The organism is Allobosea lupini, from assembly GCF_900109525.1.
Classification (GTDB): domain Bacteria; phylum Pseudomonadota; class Alphaproteobacteria; order Rhizobiales; family Beijerinckiaceae; genus Allobosea; species Allobosea lupini.
This window is the reverse complement of record NZ_FOAN01000001.1, coordinates 35,494-51,055: the sequence shown is the minus strand read 5'-3', so window position 1 is coordinate 51,055 and position 15,562 is coordinate 35,494. Positions and strand designations below refer to the sequence as shown.

15 protein-coding genes are annotated in these 15,562 nt (G+C 67.7%); 1 reads left to right on the top strand and 14 read right to left on the bottom strand.

All coding sequences use genetic code 11. From position 1 onward, the window contains the following. Positions 1–5: 5 nt before the first annotated feature. The 14 genes from BMZ21_RS00265 to BMZ21_RS00200 form a co-directional block, all read right to left on the bottom strand. The gene (locus BMZ21_RS00265; RefSeq protein WP_091828530.1) at positions 6–836 is read right to left on the bottom strand and encodes an SGNH/GDSL hydrolase family protein; all 831 of its coding nucleotides are present in this window, start codon (positions 834–836) and stop codon (positions 6–8) included. Continuing rightward, positions 773–1,957 (bottom strand): OpgC family protein, encoded by a 1,185-nt coding sequence (locus BMZ21_RS00260; protein WP_091828529.1) that lies wholly within the window; start codon positions 1,955–1,957, stop codon positions 773–775. Before BMZ21_RS00260 ends, BMZ21_RS00265 begins: the two co-directional genes overlap by 64 nt. Before the next feature lie 257 nt (positions 1,958–2,214). Further along, positions 2,215–3,042, bottom strand: a complete 828-nt coding sequence (tatC, locus tag BMZ21_RS00255; RefSeq protein WP_091828527.1) for a twin-arginine translocase subunit TatC — start codon at positions 3,040–3,042, stop codon at positions 2,215–2,217. Then, complete coding sequence (gene tatB, locus BMZ21_RS30545; protein ID WP_091828525.1) at positions 3,039–3,590, bottom strand: Sec-independent protein translocase protein TatB; 552 nt, start codon at positions 3,588–3,590, stop codon at positions 3,039–3,041. The genes tatC and tatB overlap by 4 nt, the downstream gene beginning before the upstream one ends. Before the next feature lie 98 nt (positions 3,591–3,688). Beyond that, positions 3,689–3,931, bottom strand: a complete 243-nt coding sequence (locus BMZ21_RS00245) for a twin-arginine translocase TatA/TatE family subunit (protein WP_091828523.1) — start codon at positions 3,929–3,931, stop codon at positions 3,689–3,691. A 69-nt stretch (positions 3,932–4,000) separates the two neighbouring features. Next, positions 4,001–5,092 (bottom strand): ABC transporter ATP-binding protein, encoded by a 1,092-nt coding sequence (locus BMZ21_RS00240; RefSeq protein ID WP_091828521.1) that lies wholly within the window; start codon positions 5,090–5,092, stop codon positions 4,001–4,003. 65 nt (positions 5,093–5,157) lie between these two features. Beyond that, positions 5,158–5,844 (bottom strand): SMC-Scp complex subunit ScpB, encoded by a 687-nt coding sequence (scpB, locus tag BMZ21_RS00235; protein WP_091830439.1) that lies wholly within the window; start codon positions 5,842–5,844, stop codon positions 5,158–5,160. Positions 5,845–5,851: 7 nt separating this feature from the next. Then, positions 5,852–6,670, bottom strand: coding sequence for a segregation and condensation protein A (locus tag BMZ21_RS00230; protein WP_091828519.1), 819 nt, complete (start codon positions 6,668–6,670; stop codon positions 5,852–5,854). 68 nt (positions 6,671–6,738) lie between these two features. Next, positions 6,739–7,752: a beta-N-acetylhexosaminidase gene (gene nagZ / locus BMZ21_RS00225; protein ID WP_091828517.1), complete on the bottom strand. Its 1,014-nt coding sequence runs from the start codon at positions 7,750–7,752 to the stop codon at positions 6,739–6,741. 179 nt (positions 7,753–7,931) lie between these two features. Continuing rightward, entirely contained in the window at positions 7,932–9,023 is a 1,092-nt protein-coding gene (locus tag BMZ21_RS00220) for a TRAP transporter substrate-binding protein (RefSeq protein WP_091828515.1), read from the bottom strand. Positions 9,024–9,195: 172 nt separating this feature from the next. After that, complete coding sequence (locus BMZ21_RS00215; RefSeq protein WP_091828513.1) at positions 9,196–10,134, bottom strand: arginase family protein; 939 nt, start codon at positions 10,132–10,134, stop codon at positions 9,196–9,198. 138 nt (positions 10,135–10,272) lie between these two features. Then, positions 10,273–11,895 (bottom strand): SPOR domain-containing protein, encoded by a 1,623-nt coding sequence (locus BMZ21_RS00210; RefSeq protein ID WP_167561478.1) that lies wholly within the window; start codon positions 11,893–11,895, stop codon positions 10,273–10,275. Between the two features lie 186 nt (positions 11,896–12,081). Then, entirely contained in the window at positions 12,082–13,848 is a 1,767-nt protein-coding gene (gene argS, locus BMZ21_RS00205; RefSeq protein ID WP_091828510.1) for an arginine--tRNA ligase, read from the bottom strand. 33 nt (positions 13,849–13,881) lie between these two features. Then, positions 13,882–15,123 carry a deoxyguanosinetriphosphate triphosphohydrolase gene (locus BMZ21_RS00200; protein WP_091828508.1) on the bottom strand — a complete coding sequence of 414 codons (1,242 nt, stop codon included), beginning with the start codon at positions 15,121–15,123 and terminating at the stop codon, positions 13,882–13,884. An 86-nt stretch (positions 15,124–15,209) separates the two neighbouring features. Here BMZ21_RS00200 and BMZ21_RS00195 point away from each other — a divergent pair, with 86 nt between their 5' ends. Then, a complete protein-coding gene (locus tag BMZ21_RS00195) occupies positions 15,210–15,560 on the top strand; it encodes a HesB/IscA family protein (protein ID WP_244543637.1) in 351 nt (116 codons plus the stop codon). Positions 15,561–15,562 lie beyond the last annotated feature (2 nt).

Genomic DNA, 15,562 nt, shown 5'->3' with positions numbered 1-15,562 from the left:
CTGCCTCAATTCGTCGGCTTGCCCGGCTCACGCCCCTCGCCGAGGTCGGCGACAATGCCGTCGGCGAGGCGGATGGCGAGGCAGCGATAGCCGGCCTCGACCACCTGCAGCCCGTCCATGCCGACGATCTCCTCCTCGCTGAACAGCTTCGTGCCCGACCAGGCCTTCATCATCGCGTAGCGCGGGAAGACCGGCACGCCGCTCTCACTCGCCGTCTTCGCCAGCACGGCGCGGTAGTCGTCGTATTTCGGATAGCGACCCTCGCGCGGCAGCCAGGGCATATCCATCAGCACGAGATCGATCCCGGCCTCCTGCAGCTTGTGAGCACCCTTGCGCAGGATCTTGGCGAGCTTCTCCTCGCCGATGTCGCGGATGGCATCGTTCACCGCCGTCTGCCAGATCACCAGCGCCGGCTTCTCCGGAATCACCTCGGCCTCCAGCCGCAGATACATCTCATAGGCCGACTGGCCACCGACGCCGAGATTGAGCACCTTGACCTCGCGTCCCGGCAGGCGCCGGCGCAATTCGGCTTCGAGTACGGCAGGATAGCTGCGGTCGGCATCGCTGGCGCCGGTCCCGGCGGTCGTCGACGAACCGAGAGCGACGATGGTGAGCCGGTTCGTCTCGGTAAGGATGCGCTTGGCGGCCGTCAGCGTCGGCTTGAACGGGTGCTGGGCCGCCCCGGCGCGGCAGCGTCCGTCCACCATCTGCGCGAGCGGCTTGGGCCCGGCAATGGCCGGCAGAGCCGACGCCAGGAGCAGAAGGAGCGCACTCAGGCCGTAGCGGCCTGCTCGCGAGGGGCGCTTGCGGCGCGTGCCGTGAGCGTCTTGTACCACGACAGAAAGGTTCCTAGCCCGAGCAGGATGGTAATCCCGCTGAGGTTCACGATCAATTGGATCGAAAGAGCGAAGGATGTCTCCGCAAGGATGATCTGCCCGATGATCGCAAGGACTATGCCGGCGCAGAACACTTCGAGCGAATGCCGCCCGAGCGAGGCCAGCCGCCGGCCCGCCACGCCGGTAAGAATGCCTGCGTCAGGGCGGAGAAAACGCAATACGAGCCAAGCCAGCGCCGCCAGGTGCACGACACGCGGCCAGGCGAGATTGGTCTTGTCGATGCCGATCTGCAGGCTGTCGATCCACTCGTTCAACAGCGCGACGCCGAACGGATTACCCGAGGACAGCTTCACCATCGCGGCGAACAGGACGATCACGACGGCCGCGGCGTCGACGAGGCGCAGTTTCGGCACGCCGGCGCCGACAAGGCCGAGCCGGCCGATCACGACGCCGAACGTGAACAGCATCTGCCAGGCGAAGGGATTGAAGAACCAGCCGCCATCGCCCGGATGGTTCGGCAGGTTGAGTCCGGCAAGCGTCGCGCCCTGCCAGATCGCGACGGAAACCGCGAGCGCCGTCAGAGGGCTGGTCCGCGCGGTGAGGTAGATCAGCGGGAACGCCGCCAGCAGCACGATGTAGAGCGGCAGGATGTCGAGATAATAGGGCTGGTAGACCAGGCCCAACGCGTTCACGATCGCCGCCGCTGTATCGCTGAAGAAGGGCTGGATGTTGATCGCCTCGACATAGAGTGCATTCTGGGTCCGCACGACCGCCGTCGCCACGATGCCGCAGACCAGCACGAACAGTGCCAGGTGCGCGATGTAAAGCGTCCAGATCCGGGCGCCGACCTTGAGCGAGCCGACGAGGAGCCCGCGCTGGTCGATCAGCCGGCCATAGGCGAACGTAGCCGAGACGCCGGCGAGCAGCACGAAGATGTCGGCAGCATCCGAGAAGCCGTAATTATGCGGCATCAAGGAGGAGACGATATTGCCCGGCATGTGATTGACGAAGATCACCAGCAAGATCAGGCCGCGGATCACATCGATGCGCAGGTCACGGCCCGGCGAGGCCGCATCGCGGGGCCCTTTTCCGAACAGCACCAGGCGCCAGAATCCGCTCACGTCACCACCGCATCCACCTGCGCGGCTGTGAGGTGGCCGCGCATCTGTTCATCCGCTGTTCATATTAACATTGTGTTGCGAGCAAGGCTCCGCAGCCGACGATCACAACCCTGTGCATCAACGTGAATGGGAGGCTTCTGTTCGGCGGCGGCCTGAGCGCACAGCACCAGGATCCGCCAGCAGCGCCAAGTATCTGCGGCGGATATCATCACTTTTGAACGAGTGATCACATGAATTTGGTGAGTAACCGAGCTGCGCTAGGCGTCTGCGTCCTCGGCCACCTTCGTCGCATCGCGCTTCCTCTCGACCCGGCGCACCGAGAACACCGAGAGCTCGTAGAGCAGCAGCATCGGCACGGCGAGCATCAGCTGCGAGATCACGTCGGGCGGCGTCAGCACGGCCGCGATCACGAAGACGAAGACGATGGCGTAGCGGCGCTTGTCCTTCAGGAACTGCGAATCGATGATGCCCGCCTGTCCGAGCAGCGTCAGGATCACCGGCAGCTGGAAAGAGATGCCGAAGGCGAAGATCAGCGTCATGATCAGCGAGAGATACTCGCTGACCTTGGGCAGGAGCGCGATGCCGGCCTGCCCTTCGCTCGCCGACTGCTGCATGCCGATCGAGAACTTCATCAGCACCGGCATGGCGAAGAAGAACACCAGCGCCGCGCCGAGCACGAAGAAGATCGGTGTCGCCGCCAGGTAGGGCGCGAAGGCCTGCCGCTCGTTCTTGTAGAGGCCGGGTGCGACGAACTTGTAGATCTGCGTCGCGATCACCGGGAACGCGAAGAAGCCGGCGCCGAAGGCCGCGACCTTGATATGGGTGAAGAGCAGCTCGAGCGGGCCGGTATAAATCAGCTGCGCATTGGCGCTCGACCCCGCCGCCCAGACATAGGGCAGTACGAGCATGTTGTAGATCTGCGTCGAGAAGGCGAAGCAGATGAAGAACATGACCAGGAAGGCGATGAGCGACTTGATCAGCCGCGAGCGCAATTCGATCAGATGGTCGATCAGCGGCGCGCGCGACGCTTCGATCTCATCCTCGCCTTCGCGCCTCGCCTGGGCGTTCGTCTCGACGACGCTCATGCCGTCTCTCCGCCCTCGGCCTCGGCGGCCTTGGCTTTGCGCTTGCGGGCCGGCTTGGCCGCCGGCTCTTCAGCCGCGATCTCGGTCGGCACGGCCGGCTCCTCGGTCGCGACCGTCTTGCGGCGGCGCTTGGGTTTCTCTTCCGGCGCGGGCTCGGCGACGGGTGCTGGCTCGATGCTGACGGGTGCCGGCAACTCGGGAGCCGGCAGCGCCGCAAGCGTCGCCTCGGCATCCTTCATCGCCTTGTCGTCGGCCGCAGCCGGCTTCGAGGCGTCGGTGGCGCCGAAATCCTTCATCGGCTCGATCGGATCGAAATTGGTCGAGGCCTGGATCGAATTGCCGATGTCGTCGACTTGCTTCTTCAGGTCGGTCAGCTCGGCTTCGCGCATCGCGTCGTTGAACTGGCCCTGGAATTCGGCAGCCATGCGCCGGATCTTGCCGATCGCCTGCCCGGCCGTGCGCAGTGCGCCCGGCAACTCCTTGGGGCCGATCACGACGAGCGCGACGCCCCCGATCAGCAGCATTTCGCTCCAGGCGATGTCGAACATCGACGGCCGGTCCTTTGGAAATCTTGTAGGGCGCCGGGAAGGCGCCGGAATCGAAACCGATCAGGATTCACCTGATCGGCAGGTCCGCTCCTACGAGATCAGGCCTTGGTCTCGGCCTTGGCCGGCTGCGGGCTCGCGGTCTGGGCGGTCTGGTCGATCACCTTGGGATCGACAGGCTGCTGCGCGGCCGGCGGCGGCGTGTCGTCCTCGGCCATGCCCTTCTTGAACGACTTGATGCCCTTTGCGACATCGCCCATCAGTTCGGACACCTTGCCGCGGCCGAAGAGCAGCATGACGATGACGCCGACGACGATCCAGTGCCAGATGCTGACGCCACCCATGGCGGTACTCCTCCGAATTTGAACGCGCGGCCCCGGTTGTGCCGAGGGGCCAGATGCTTGTGCCGGAACCTAGGTGTCCCCTACAGGGAACACAAGGACTTCGTCCATCGCAATGTCGATGCCGACATCCTCGCCCTCGGCGACCGAACCGCGCAGCGGCAGCCGCGCCACCAGAGGCTTGTCGAGACCATCGACCGCAAGCTCGACATGGTCGACCTCGCCGAGGAAGCGCCGGGTCATCACCCGCGCCTGCAGACAGAAGCCCTTCGGCACCAGCCGGATCGCTTGCGGCCGGATGCCGAGAACCGCCGGCGCGTTCTCGGGCAGACCTGCCGCCGGGAACCGACCGAGCGGGGTATCCACCGCGCCGTCCCGCGCAACAGTGTCGATTTCGGTAAGATCGCAGAAAAATCGGGCGGCAAAGAGGCTGGTAGGCCGTCGATAGAGCTCTTCGGCGGTGCCGCTCTGGACGATCCGTCCGTGCTGCATCAGCACGATCCGGTCGGCGACGCGCATCGCATCCTCCGGGTCGTGGGTGACGATGATCGAGGTTGCGCCGATCTCCTGCAGCAGCGCCATCGTCTCGTCGCGCACCACGTCGCGCAGGCGGCGGTCGAGATTGGAGAAGGGCTCGTCCATCAGGAGCACGCCTGGACGCGGTGCAACCGCGCGCGCAAGGGCCACACGCTGCTGCTCGCCGCCCGAAAGCATATGCGGATAGGCCTCGGCGAGATCAGCGAGGCCGACGCGGGCGATCGCGCGCAGCGCCGTCGCATCGGCTTCGGCATTGCCATAGCCGCGCAGGCCGAAACGGACGTTCTCGCGCACCGAAAGATGCGGGAAGAGCGCGTAATCCTGGAAGACGAGGCCGACCCCCCTCGCCTCCGGCTCGACGAAGTGAGCCGGCGAGGAGACGTCGCGCCCTTCGAGCAGAACACGCCCCGAACTCGGCCGCTCGACGCCAGCGGCGAGCCGCAGCAGCGTCGTCTTGCCGCAGCCCGAATGGCCGAGCAAAGCGACGATCTCACCCGGTGCGACGCTGAGCGAGACCTGGTCCAGTGCCGTCACAGCGCCGAATCGCTGGGTGACGCCATCGAAACCGAGCGCCATCGGAATGGCGGCGCCAGCGGTGCCGCGCCGTCCCCACCCCAGCCAGCGCATCCTGCTTTCGCTTCGAGCCAACTCGTTCTCCTGCCGGCCCGCCGGGCTCGATCGCCTGCGCTGTGCTAGCTGGCGTCGCCGTCGTCAAGCGGCGTGAACAGATCGCCGAGCGGATCCTCGTCGTCGCGCAAGCCCGGATCGTCGTCCGGCACCGGCACGGTGAGGTCCTTGGCGAGGCGCCCCTCGATGAAGCCGGCCCCCTTCAATTCCTCCAGCCCCGGCAGATCGTCGATGCGGTCGAGCCCGAAATGGTCGAGGAAGGCGGGCGTTGTGCCGAAGGTCACCGGCCGCCCCGGCGAACGGCGCCGGCCGCGCAGGCGCACCCAGCCCGCTTCGAGCAGGATGTCGAGCGTGCCCTTGGCGGTGGCGACGCCGCGGATCTCCTCGATCTCGGCCCGCGTCACCGGCTGGTGGTAGGCGATGATGGCGAGCGTCTCCAGGGCGGCGCGCGAGAGCTTGCGCGGCGCCTCGGCTTCCGGCGCGAGCAGATAGGCGAGATCTGGCGCGGTGCGGAAGGCATATCCGCCGGCGACGCGATGCAGCGTCACCCCGCGCAGGGCGTAGGTCTGCTGCAATTCGGCGATCACCCGCTCGATCGGCACATTCGCGGGCACCGATTTCGCGAGGTCCTCTGCCGAAAGCGGCTGCACCGAGGCGAACAGCAAGGCCTCGACGATGCGGCAGGCGCGCGCCAGCGCCTCGTCGGCGTCCCAGTCCTCCTCGTCCTCGCGTTCGGCTTCAGCGACGGCCATCAGCGCCTCACAGGCCGAGCGTCGGCGGCCGCGCCGAGCGGCGGCGGACATAGAGCGGCGAGAAGGCACCGTCCTGGCGCAGGTCGAGCAGGCCCTCGCGCACCATCTCCAGCATGGCCGAGAGCGAGGAGGCCCGGACCGTCGCGGTCATCGTCTCGGCGGGCAGGCCATGGCTGCTCATGTAGCGAGTGAGATAGCCGTCGATCGCGGTCCACTCGCCGGCCTCGCCGACCAGCCGCGCCAGCGCCTCGCGCGCCTCGACCAACGACAGCACCTGCCGCTGGCCGACGCTCATCGGCTGGCGGATGCGCTTTTGGCGCTGCTGCGCATAGGCCGCCAGCAGGTCGTAGAGCTCCGCCTGCCAGACTGGCCGATCCTCGACAGCGATCACCTCCGGCGCGCCGCGGGCGAAAACGTCGCGGCCGAGCCGTTCACGGGTGGCGAGCCGTTGCGCCGCCGCGCGGATCGTCTCCAGCCGCTTCAGGCGCAGCGCCAGTGCGGTGGCGAGATCGGCCGCGCTCGGCTCCTCGCCCTTGGGCGGCTCCGGCAGCAGCATGCGCGACTTGAGGTAAGCGAGCCACGCCGCCATCACCAGATAATCGGCGGCGAGTTCGAGCCGCAGCGCCCGCGCCGTTTCGATGAAGGACAGGTATTGCTCGGCCAGCGCCAGGATCGAGATGCGGGCGAGATCGACCTTCTGGCGGCGGGCGAGATCGAGCAGCAGGTCGAGCGGCCCTTCATAGCCGTCGACGTCGATCACGAACGAGGGCTCGCCGGACGCGCGTTCCGGCGTGCCGTCCTCCTGGAATGGCAGCTCAGCGGCCATCGATGGCCAAATCCCCATGACCTGCTCCGCCCAGTCGGCGGAGCCACAGCCCCGGGGAGAGAATCAGCCTAACCGCCGCCCAAAGCAAGGGCGCTGGCAAGCTGGGCGCGGGTGCTGTCCACATCGAGCGGCTCGGGCTCGTGCCTGATCCGTGCCAGCGCCATCGCAGCGCGGCGCGCTCGCGGTCCGGTCATCTCCGGAACGGCGCCGGCGACCGCGACCATCTCATCCATGATTCCATGGCAGTGCAGCACCACGTCGACCCCGGCCCTGATCGCCGCTTTCGCCTTGTCTTCGAACGAGCCCGACAGCGCCTTCATCGAGATGTCGTCGGTCATGATCAAACCGTCATAGCCGAGTTCGCCACGCATGATCTCTCTGATGATCTTGCGCGAGATCGTCGCCGGCCGGCGCTTGTCGAGCGCGGTGAAGACGACATGCGCCGTCATCGCCAGCGGCATGTCGGCGAGATGCCGGAACGGGCGGAAATCATGGGCGCGCAGCTCGTCCAGGCTCGCCTCGACCACCGGCAGGTCGTGATGGCTGTCGGCCTTGGCCCGGCCATGGCCGGGCATATGCTTGATCACGGGCAGCACGCCACCGGCTATCAGCCCTTCAGCCGCGGCGCGGCCGAGCGTCGCCACCATGGTGGGGTCGCGGGCATAGGCGCGGTTGCCGATCACGTCATGGCTGCCGGCGACGGGAACGTCGAGCACCGGCAGGCAGTCGACATCGATGCCGACGCTTTTGAGATCATGCGCCATCAATCGCGCCGAGAGCCGGACGATCTCGCGCTGCTGCACGGGATCGTTGATGGCGAGAAAGGCCAGCGCCGGCGGATAGGGCGGCCAGTGCGGCGGCCCCATGCGCTGCACTCGCCCACCCTCCTGGTCGATCAGGATCGGCGCGTGCCAGCCTACGCAATCGCGCATCTGCGCCGTCAGCGCAGCCACCTGCGCCGGATCCTGCGTATTGCGCTTGAACAGGATGAAGCCCCACGGCCGGGCGTCGCGGAAGAAGGCCCGCTCGTCGGCGGTGAGGCTCGTGCCGAGGCAGCCGGCAATGAAGGCGCGCGAGGTCATGGCGCCGTTATCGCCGATTCGGGGGCGATGAGCATTGCGTCATTGCGGGCTCACGCTTCCCGTCATGGTCGGGCTTGTCCCGACCATCCACGTCTTCCTTCGGGCAAAGCGACGTTCAAGACGTGGATGCTCGCCACAAGGGCGAGCATGACGAGCTGGATAAACCGAGTGCGCTACCCTCAGCGCAGCGACTGCGACGCCTGCGCGTTGAAGGCGTCGAACGGCAACTCGGCAACGCGGAACCAGAGCTGCTCCTTCTTCCAGTAAGGCAGGAAGGAATCCCACAGCGTCTTGAAGTTCGGGTTCTTCGCCGCCTGGTCCGCATAGAGCGCGAAGGCCTCCTTGAAGGCTGCCTGCATCACGTCCTGCGGGAAGGGTCGCAGTTCGGCGCCGGCGGCGATCAGGCGCAGCAGCGCGTCCGGGTTGCCGTGGTCGTATTTCGCCATGCAGAGCGCGTTCGCCTCGGCGCAGGCCGCCTCGACGATGGCGCGGTAATGCGCCGGCAGCCCGTTCCACTTCTCCTGGTTGGCGATGAAGCTGACATTGGCGCAGCCTTCCCAGAAGCCGGGATAGTAGTAGTACTTCGCCACCTTCACGAAGCCGAGCTTCTCGTCGTCATAGGGGCCTGAGAACTCGGCCGCGTCGATCGTGCCGCGCTCCAGCGCCGGATAGATGTCGCCGCCGCCGAGCGTCTGCGGGACGACGCCGAGCTTGGCCATGATCTGGCCGCCCAGGCCGGCGATGCGGAACTTGAGGCCCTGGAGATCGGCGAGGCTCTTGATCTCCTTGCGGAACCACCCGCCCATCTGCGCGCCGGTGTTGCCCGAGGGGATGGTGTGGACGCCGAACTTCTTCATCAGGTCGCGGCAGAGCTCGATCCCGCCGCCCTGGTAGAGCCAGGCGTTCTGCTGGCGCGTGTTGAGGCCGAAGGGCAAGGAGGTCTCGAAGGCGAAGGCGGTGTCCTTGCCGATATAGAAACTCGCCAGCGTGTGGCTGCATTCGACGGTGCCGTTCTGGACCGCATCGAGCGCCTGCAGCGCCGGTACGATCTCGCCGGCGGCGAAGGTCTGGATCTGGAAATTGCCGTCGGTCGCCTCGGCGACGCGCTTGGCGACCTGGGTCGAGATGCCGAACAGCGTGTCGAGGCTCTTCGGATAGCTCGAGGTCAGGCGCCAGTTGATCTTCGGATTGGTCTGCGCGATCGCCGGCGCGGCGATCGTCGCGGCGGCGGCTCCGGCGGCGGTCGTCTTGATCAGCTTGCGGCGGTCCATGGTGCTTCCTCTCACGTGCAGGCCTTCCGCATTTTCAGAGCGGATTAGGCCACGGATTCGGGGCGAAGCTAGAGCACGCGCTGACCGTGCTCCAGCCACGACGCTGCAACGGGTGCATGTCCGGATCGCGGGAGCAATCCGGGATTCCCGCACATCGGCATGGGCATGCGGTTCAGCGCGCGGCGCTGCGGGCCAGCAGGCCGGCTCCCAGCATGGCCAGCCGGCAGACCGTGCGGGTGCCGAGGCCGTCGATATCGGCCTCCGGCACGAATTCGACGATGTTGAAGCCGATGATCGGCGCCCGCTCCGCCACGCCGTTCAGCAGCGTGACGACATCGCCATAGGCAAGCCCTCCGGGCGTGCGGCCGAGCACGCCTGGCACGACGCTGGGATCGAAACCGTCGACATCGAAGCAGACCACCACCGGCCGGCCCGGCGGAACGGCCGCGATCGCGGGCGCCATCCCCTTCGCCCGCAGGATACCCATGTCGATCAATTGCGCCCCGGCAGCCCTCGCCTCCGCCACATCCGAGGGCCGGGCGCTGCCGGTGCCACGGGCGCCGACCTGCACGATCGTCCGGACGCCGTCGAGCTCGCAGGCACGCCGCATCGTGCTCGACAGACCGAAGCGCTCGCCCTCGACCTCGTCGCGCCAGTCGATATGGGCATCGACCTGGAGGATCGTGATCTCGCCGCGTGCCGCGAAGGCGCCGAGCGCCGGGATCTGGACGCTGTCGTCGCCGCCGAGGAGGAGCGGCGCCGCACCGCGCGCCAGCAGCGTCGCATAGGTCGCCGCGATTCGCGCACGGTTGCGGGGCAGGTCGTCCGGATCGAAGGCGAGATCGCCGCAATCGACCAGGCGCCCACCAGCGGGCAGCAGCGGCCCGCCGAGATCGAAATCGTAATGCGCGAGCTTGGCGACCTGGGCCGCACTGGCGCGGCGGATCGCGGCCGGCGCCGAGGCGCTGTGGGCACGGCCCGACCGATAGGGCGTCGCGGCCGGAATGCCGATGACCGCGACGGCGCGATGCGGCACGGCCTCCGGCGCGGAACTCTCGCAATCGAGGAACCGCGGGTCGGCGGCGCGGCCGGGAATTGGATCGGGAGACATCGCCTAAGCCTGCATCGCGGGAGATCGCGACAAGCCTGCCCCGCCCGCGAAGCCCCACGCAAGCGAAAGCCGGCCGCGACGATCGCGGCCGGCTTTGATTCTATCGGCGGCGGAACCCTCGGCTCTGCCTGCGTCCGCTCAGTTCTTGGCGATGAAGCACTGCCCGCCGGCAGCCTGAAGCGCCGAGCACATCGAGCTCGCATCCTCGCGGGAGTACGGGCCGACGCGCAGGCGGTAGACGGTCTTGCCACCGGCGAGCTCGGTCTTGCGCACGATCGGGCTCTGGCCGTTGAGCTGGCCGGGATATTTGCGCTGCAGCGCCGCGAAGGTGGCGCGCGCTTCGGCCTCGCTGCCCGGCGCGCCGAGTTGGACGGCGAAGCCGCCATTGGGATCGGCCCGCGGCGCGGTGGCTGCCGGCTCGGCCTGCTGCGGTGCAAGCGCGGCGGTACGGGTGTTGGCCGGGGGCGTCTGGGCAGCCGGCGGCGTCGCCGGAGCGGCAGCCCGCTCCTGCGTCTTCGGGGCAGCGGCGGGTGTCGCGCTCGGCTGTTGCGGACGCTGAGCGGCCTGGGCGGTCTGGGCCGGGGTCGCCGAGGCCGGACGATTCGACGGAGCCGAGCCGGTCACGATGCCCTGTCCCGGGGCACTCGACGCAGGAGCATTGCTCGGCGCCGGCGTGCCGTCGGGACGGATCGCCACCGTGCGAACCTTGCGTGGTTCGCCGAGCCCCGGCACGGCCGGGATCGGCACCAGACCGGGCTCAGTCGGAGCGAGGCCGGCGGCGGCGGTGTCGGTCGGCGTGATTGCGCCGTTCGAGCCCTGCGTCGGGCGCGGCGCCATGGCGCGCGCCGCCTGCTGCAGGTCGACCGGCTGCTCCTCGCGGCTGACCACCTTGGTCTTGTCGGCGCTGGCGTCGCCGCTGCGCTCATAGATCTGCTTGTTCTGGTTCGGGATTTCGGCGCCGCCCGGATTGACGGGGGCGACCTTGGACGGGCCGGTATCGGCCGCGATCACCGGCGGCTGGCCGTTGACGCCGGCCGGCTTGCCATTGCGGAAGACCATGGCGGCACCGACGCCGCCGACCGCGACGATGACCAGGGCCGCCGCCGTCAGCATGCCCTTGCGCGACCGCGAGCGCCGGAAGTCGCGATGCTCGTCCTCGGCATCCTGATGCTGCGCGTCATAGTCCGGCGCTGCCTGATGATAGTCGGGTGCGGGCTCGGGAGCATAGGCCTGCGCCTGCACATGGCCGTGCCCGGCAGCCTCGTCGAGATCGCGGGGCTGCTCGGGAACATAGGCGTGCGGCCCGTCCTGCATCGCATAGGGCTGCGCGCGCACCGGGAGCGGCTCCGGCTCGTCATAATGATGCGCCGGCGCTGCGGCTGCCTGCGCAACAGGCTGCGGCGTGGTCCGCACCGGCTCGGTCCGGCGCAGCAGCGCCTCGAACTCGTCGAGCGCACCGCGGACATCGGCCGGCGGTGAGACCGGCTGCACCGGCGGGGCGGTGACCAGCGTCGGCTGGAAGCTGGGCTCGGTCCGAGCCCAGGAGGCGGGCTGCGGTGCAGCCGAAGCCGCGGGGCGCGTCTGCTCGGCGGGGCGACCGGCGAAGAGCTCCTTCAACGGATCATCCTGACCGACGAGACGGGTCAGCTCCATCAGCGGATCCGAAGCCGCGCCCGGCTTCTGCGGCTGGGCCGCCCCGCGCAGCTGGCGCTCGAGATCGTCGAGATCGAGGGCGAATCGGTTTCTAGCTGGCTCGCTCATGACTTGATCCATTCCAGCGCATGCCGCCATCCATCAAAGGACGCCGCCACAGCGCGGTCAATCTGACGAAAGCCCGGCCGACCCGCCTTTCGGCATATCGGCCAACACCGCCTTCGTATCGGACCCGGCGGGCGCTGGCCGGATCATCCTGATCCGCAAAGCACCCGATGCGCCGGGATGGACCCGTCAGCGCATCTCCTCCGGCGCCGTCACCCCAACGACCGCCAGACCGGAAGCAAGGACGCTGCGTACCGCATGCACGAACGCCAATCTTGCCGATGTCGACTTTCGATCAGTTTGATTAACGAACCGTAATTGCGGCGAGTCTTTGCCCTTGTTCCACAGCGAGTGGAAGGCGCTGGCCAGATCGTGCACGAAGAAGGCGACACGATGGGGCTCGTGTGACGAAGCCGCGGCTTCGATCATCCTCGGATACGCCGCGATCATCTTGACGATACCGATCTCCGACTCGTCGGTCAGCAAACCAAGATCCGACTGCGCCAACGCCTGCGGCGAAAGGTCGAGATCCGGGAAAGCCTCGGCTGCCTGCCGGAAGATCGAGGCGCAGCGCGCATGCGCGTACTGGACGTAGAAGACCGGATTGTCCTTCGACTGCTCGACCACCTTGGCGAGGTCGAAGTCGAGCGTCGCGTCGTTCTTGCGGAAGATCATCATGAAGCGCACCGCATCGCGACCGACCTCGTCGATGACCTCGCGCAGCGTGACGAAGTCGCCCGAGCGCTTCGACATCCTGACCTGCTCGCCATTGCGCAGCAGGCGCACGAGCTGGCAGAGCTTGACGTCGAGCGCGCCCTCGCCGTTCGTCACCGCCTTCACCGCGGCCTGCATGCGCTTGACGTAGCCGCCATGGTCGGCGCCCCAGACGTCGATCATCTCGGCAAAGCCGCGGGTGAACTTCGAACGGTGATAGGCGATGTCGTTGGCGAAATAGGTGTAGCTGCCATCCGACTTCAGCAGCGGCCGGTCGACGTCGTCGCCGAATTTTGTGGCGCGGAACAGGGTCTGCTCGCGGTCCTCCCAGTCCTCGTCCTTCTGCCCCTTGGGCGGCGGCAGCCGGCCCTCATAGATCAGGTCGCGGGCGCGCAGATCCTCGATCGTCTGGTGCACGGCGTTTGAATTGCCGTCCCGGCCCTGCAGCGAGCGCTCCGAGAAAAACAGGTCGTGGACGACGCCGAGCGCGGCGAGATCGTCGCGGATCATCGCCATCATCCCGTCGATCGCCGCCTGGCGCACCAGCGGCAGCCAGTCCCGTTCGGGCTTGTCGCGCAGCGACGGGCCGTAGTCCTTCGCCAGCGTCTGCCCAACCGAGACCAGGTAGTCGCCGGGATAGAGCCCTTCCGGGATCGCGCCGATATCCTCGCCCAGCGCTTCGCGATAGCGCAGGAAGGCGGAGCGGGCGAGCACATCGACCTGCGCGCCGGCATCGTTGATGTAGTATTCGCGGGTGACGTCGCGCCCGGCGAAGGCGAGCAGGCTCGCCAGCGCATCGCCGAACACCGCGCCGCGGCCATGGCCGACATGCATCGGCCCGGTCGGATTGGCCGAGACGTACTCGACATTAATCCTGGGCTCGCCCTTGGCGGCGCCGCGGCCATGCTCGGCGCCGGCCAACACAGCAGCCTTGAGAACCTCAGTGAAAACAGCAGGTTGCAGCGTGAGATTGATGAATCCGGGCCCGGCGATCTCGGCCTTGAGCACATCGCCGTCCTTGGCGAGCTCGGCGACGATCAACTCGGCCAGCGCGCGCGGCGCCATCCCGGCCTCCTTGGCCAGCACCATGGCGGCGTTGATCGCGAGATCGCCATGGGCCGGATCCTTGGTCGGCTCGACCACGACGCGCGCCAGCGACAGACCGGCCGGGATGCGGCCGGTTTCAGCCAGTCCGGCCAGGACGGTGGCGAGGCGCGCGGAGAAAGTCTCGAAAATGTTCATGGCGACCAGGAATGCGTAAGGAAGCGCCCGGCCCTATCGCAGCGACGGGGTGGCGTCAAACAGGCGCCGGTGTTCGTCGAGCGCGTAGGAATCGGTCATCCCCGCGATATAGTCCGAAATCCGGCGTGCCAGCCGCGCCTCGTCGAGTCCGTCGCATCCGGCCGCCCATTCGGCCGGCATGGCCTGTGGCCGCGCCTGGAAGCGCACGAACAGGTCGCGGACGATGTCGGCCGCCTCCTTGCGGATCACGCCGATGCGCGGATGCCGGTACATGTTGGGATAGAGGAAACCCTTGATCGCCTTGTCGGCGGCGGCCAGCGCCGGCGAGAAGGCGACGACCGGCGCACCGGCCCGCCTGATCGCGTCGGCATCGGCGGGCGCCAGCGCCACGATCCGCGCCTCGGATTCTGCGATCACGTCCTCGACGAAGCGGGTGATCACGCGGCGAACCATTTCGTTGATCGCGCGCGGGCGCTCCAGCCCGGGATGCAGGGCATCGATCTCGTCGAGCAAACCAGCGAGGAAAGGCACCGCGCGCAATTCGGAGAGATCGAACAGCCCGGCGCGCAGGCCGTCGTCGATGTCATGGGCGTTGTAGGCGATGTCATCGGCGAGCGCCGCGACCTGCGCCTCGGCCGAGGCATGACTATCCAGCCAGAGATCCTGCTTCTCCTGGTATTCGAGAATCGCGACCGGAATGCCGGTCCTGGCATAGCGCTCGGTCGGCTTGCCGTCGGCATCGAGCAAGGGGCCGTTGTGCTTGACCAGCCCCTCCAGCGTTTCCCAGGTCAGGTTGAGCCCGTCGAAGCCGGCATAGCGCCGCTCCAGCCGGGTGACGATCCGGAGTGTCTGGGCGTTGTGGTCGAACCCACCAAAGCCGGCCATGCATTCGCCGAGCGCATCCTCGCCGGTATGACCGAAGGGCGTGTGGCCGAGATCGTGCGCCAGCGCCAGCGCCTCGGCCAGATCCTCGTCGAGCCCGAGCGCGCGGGCCAGAGCGCGGGCGATCTGCGCCACCTCGATCGTATGGGTCAGGCGGGTGCGGAAATGGTCGCCCTCATGCGAGACGAAGACTTGGGTCTTGTGCTTCAGCCGGCGGAAGGCGGTGGAATGGATGATGCGATCGCGGTCGCGCTGGAACGGATTGCGTGTCGCCGAGCCGGGTTCATCGACCAGCCGGCCGCGACTCGTTGCGGTCCGGCAGGCGTAAGGCGCGCGCCAGCGGTCGCCCGGCTCGCGCGTCGGGGCTGTGGCGGTCTCGTGTGCTTGCGGCATGGCAGCCCCTTGGGCAGGCGCGGCTTGAAGCGATGCGCCAGCGCCATTACCTTTGCTGACGAGGCAGGAGCAAGGATGTTCTGCGCATGACCATGGCGATCGAAGCCAAACCGCACGCGATCTCGCTGACCGACAAGGCCGCGAGCCGTATCCTCGCGGTGATGGCGAGCGAGGCACCGGGCTCGATGCTGCGCGTGAGCGTCGCCGGCGGCGGCTGCTCGGGATTCCAGTACGTCTTCGACATCGACCGCGAGAAGGCCGAGGGAGACCTGGTGCTGGAGCGCGACGGCGCTACCGTGCTGATCGACGAAACGTCGCTCGAGCTGCTCGACGGCTCGACCATCGATTTCGTCGACGATCTCGTCGGCCAGTCGTTCAGGATCATCAACCCGAACGCGACCAGCTCCTGCGGCTGCGGCACGTCCTTCGCGCTCTGAGC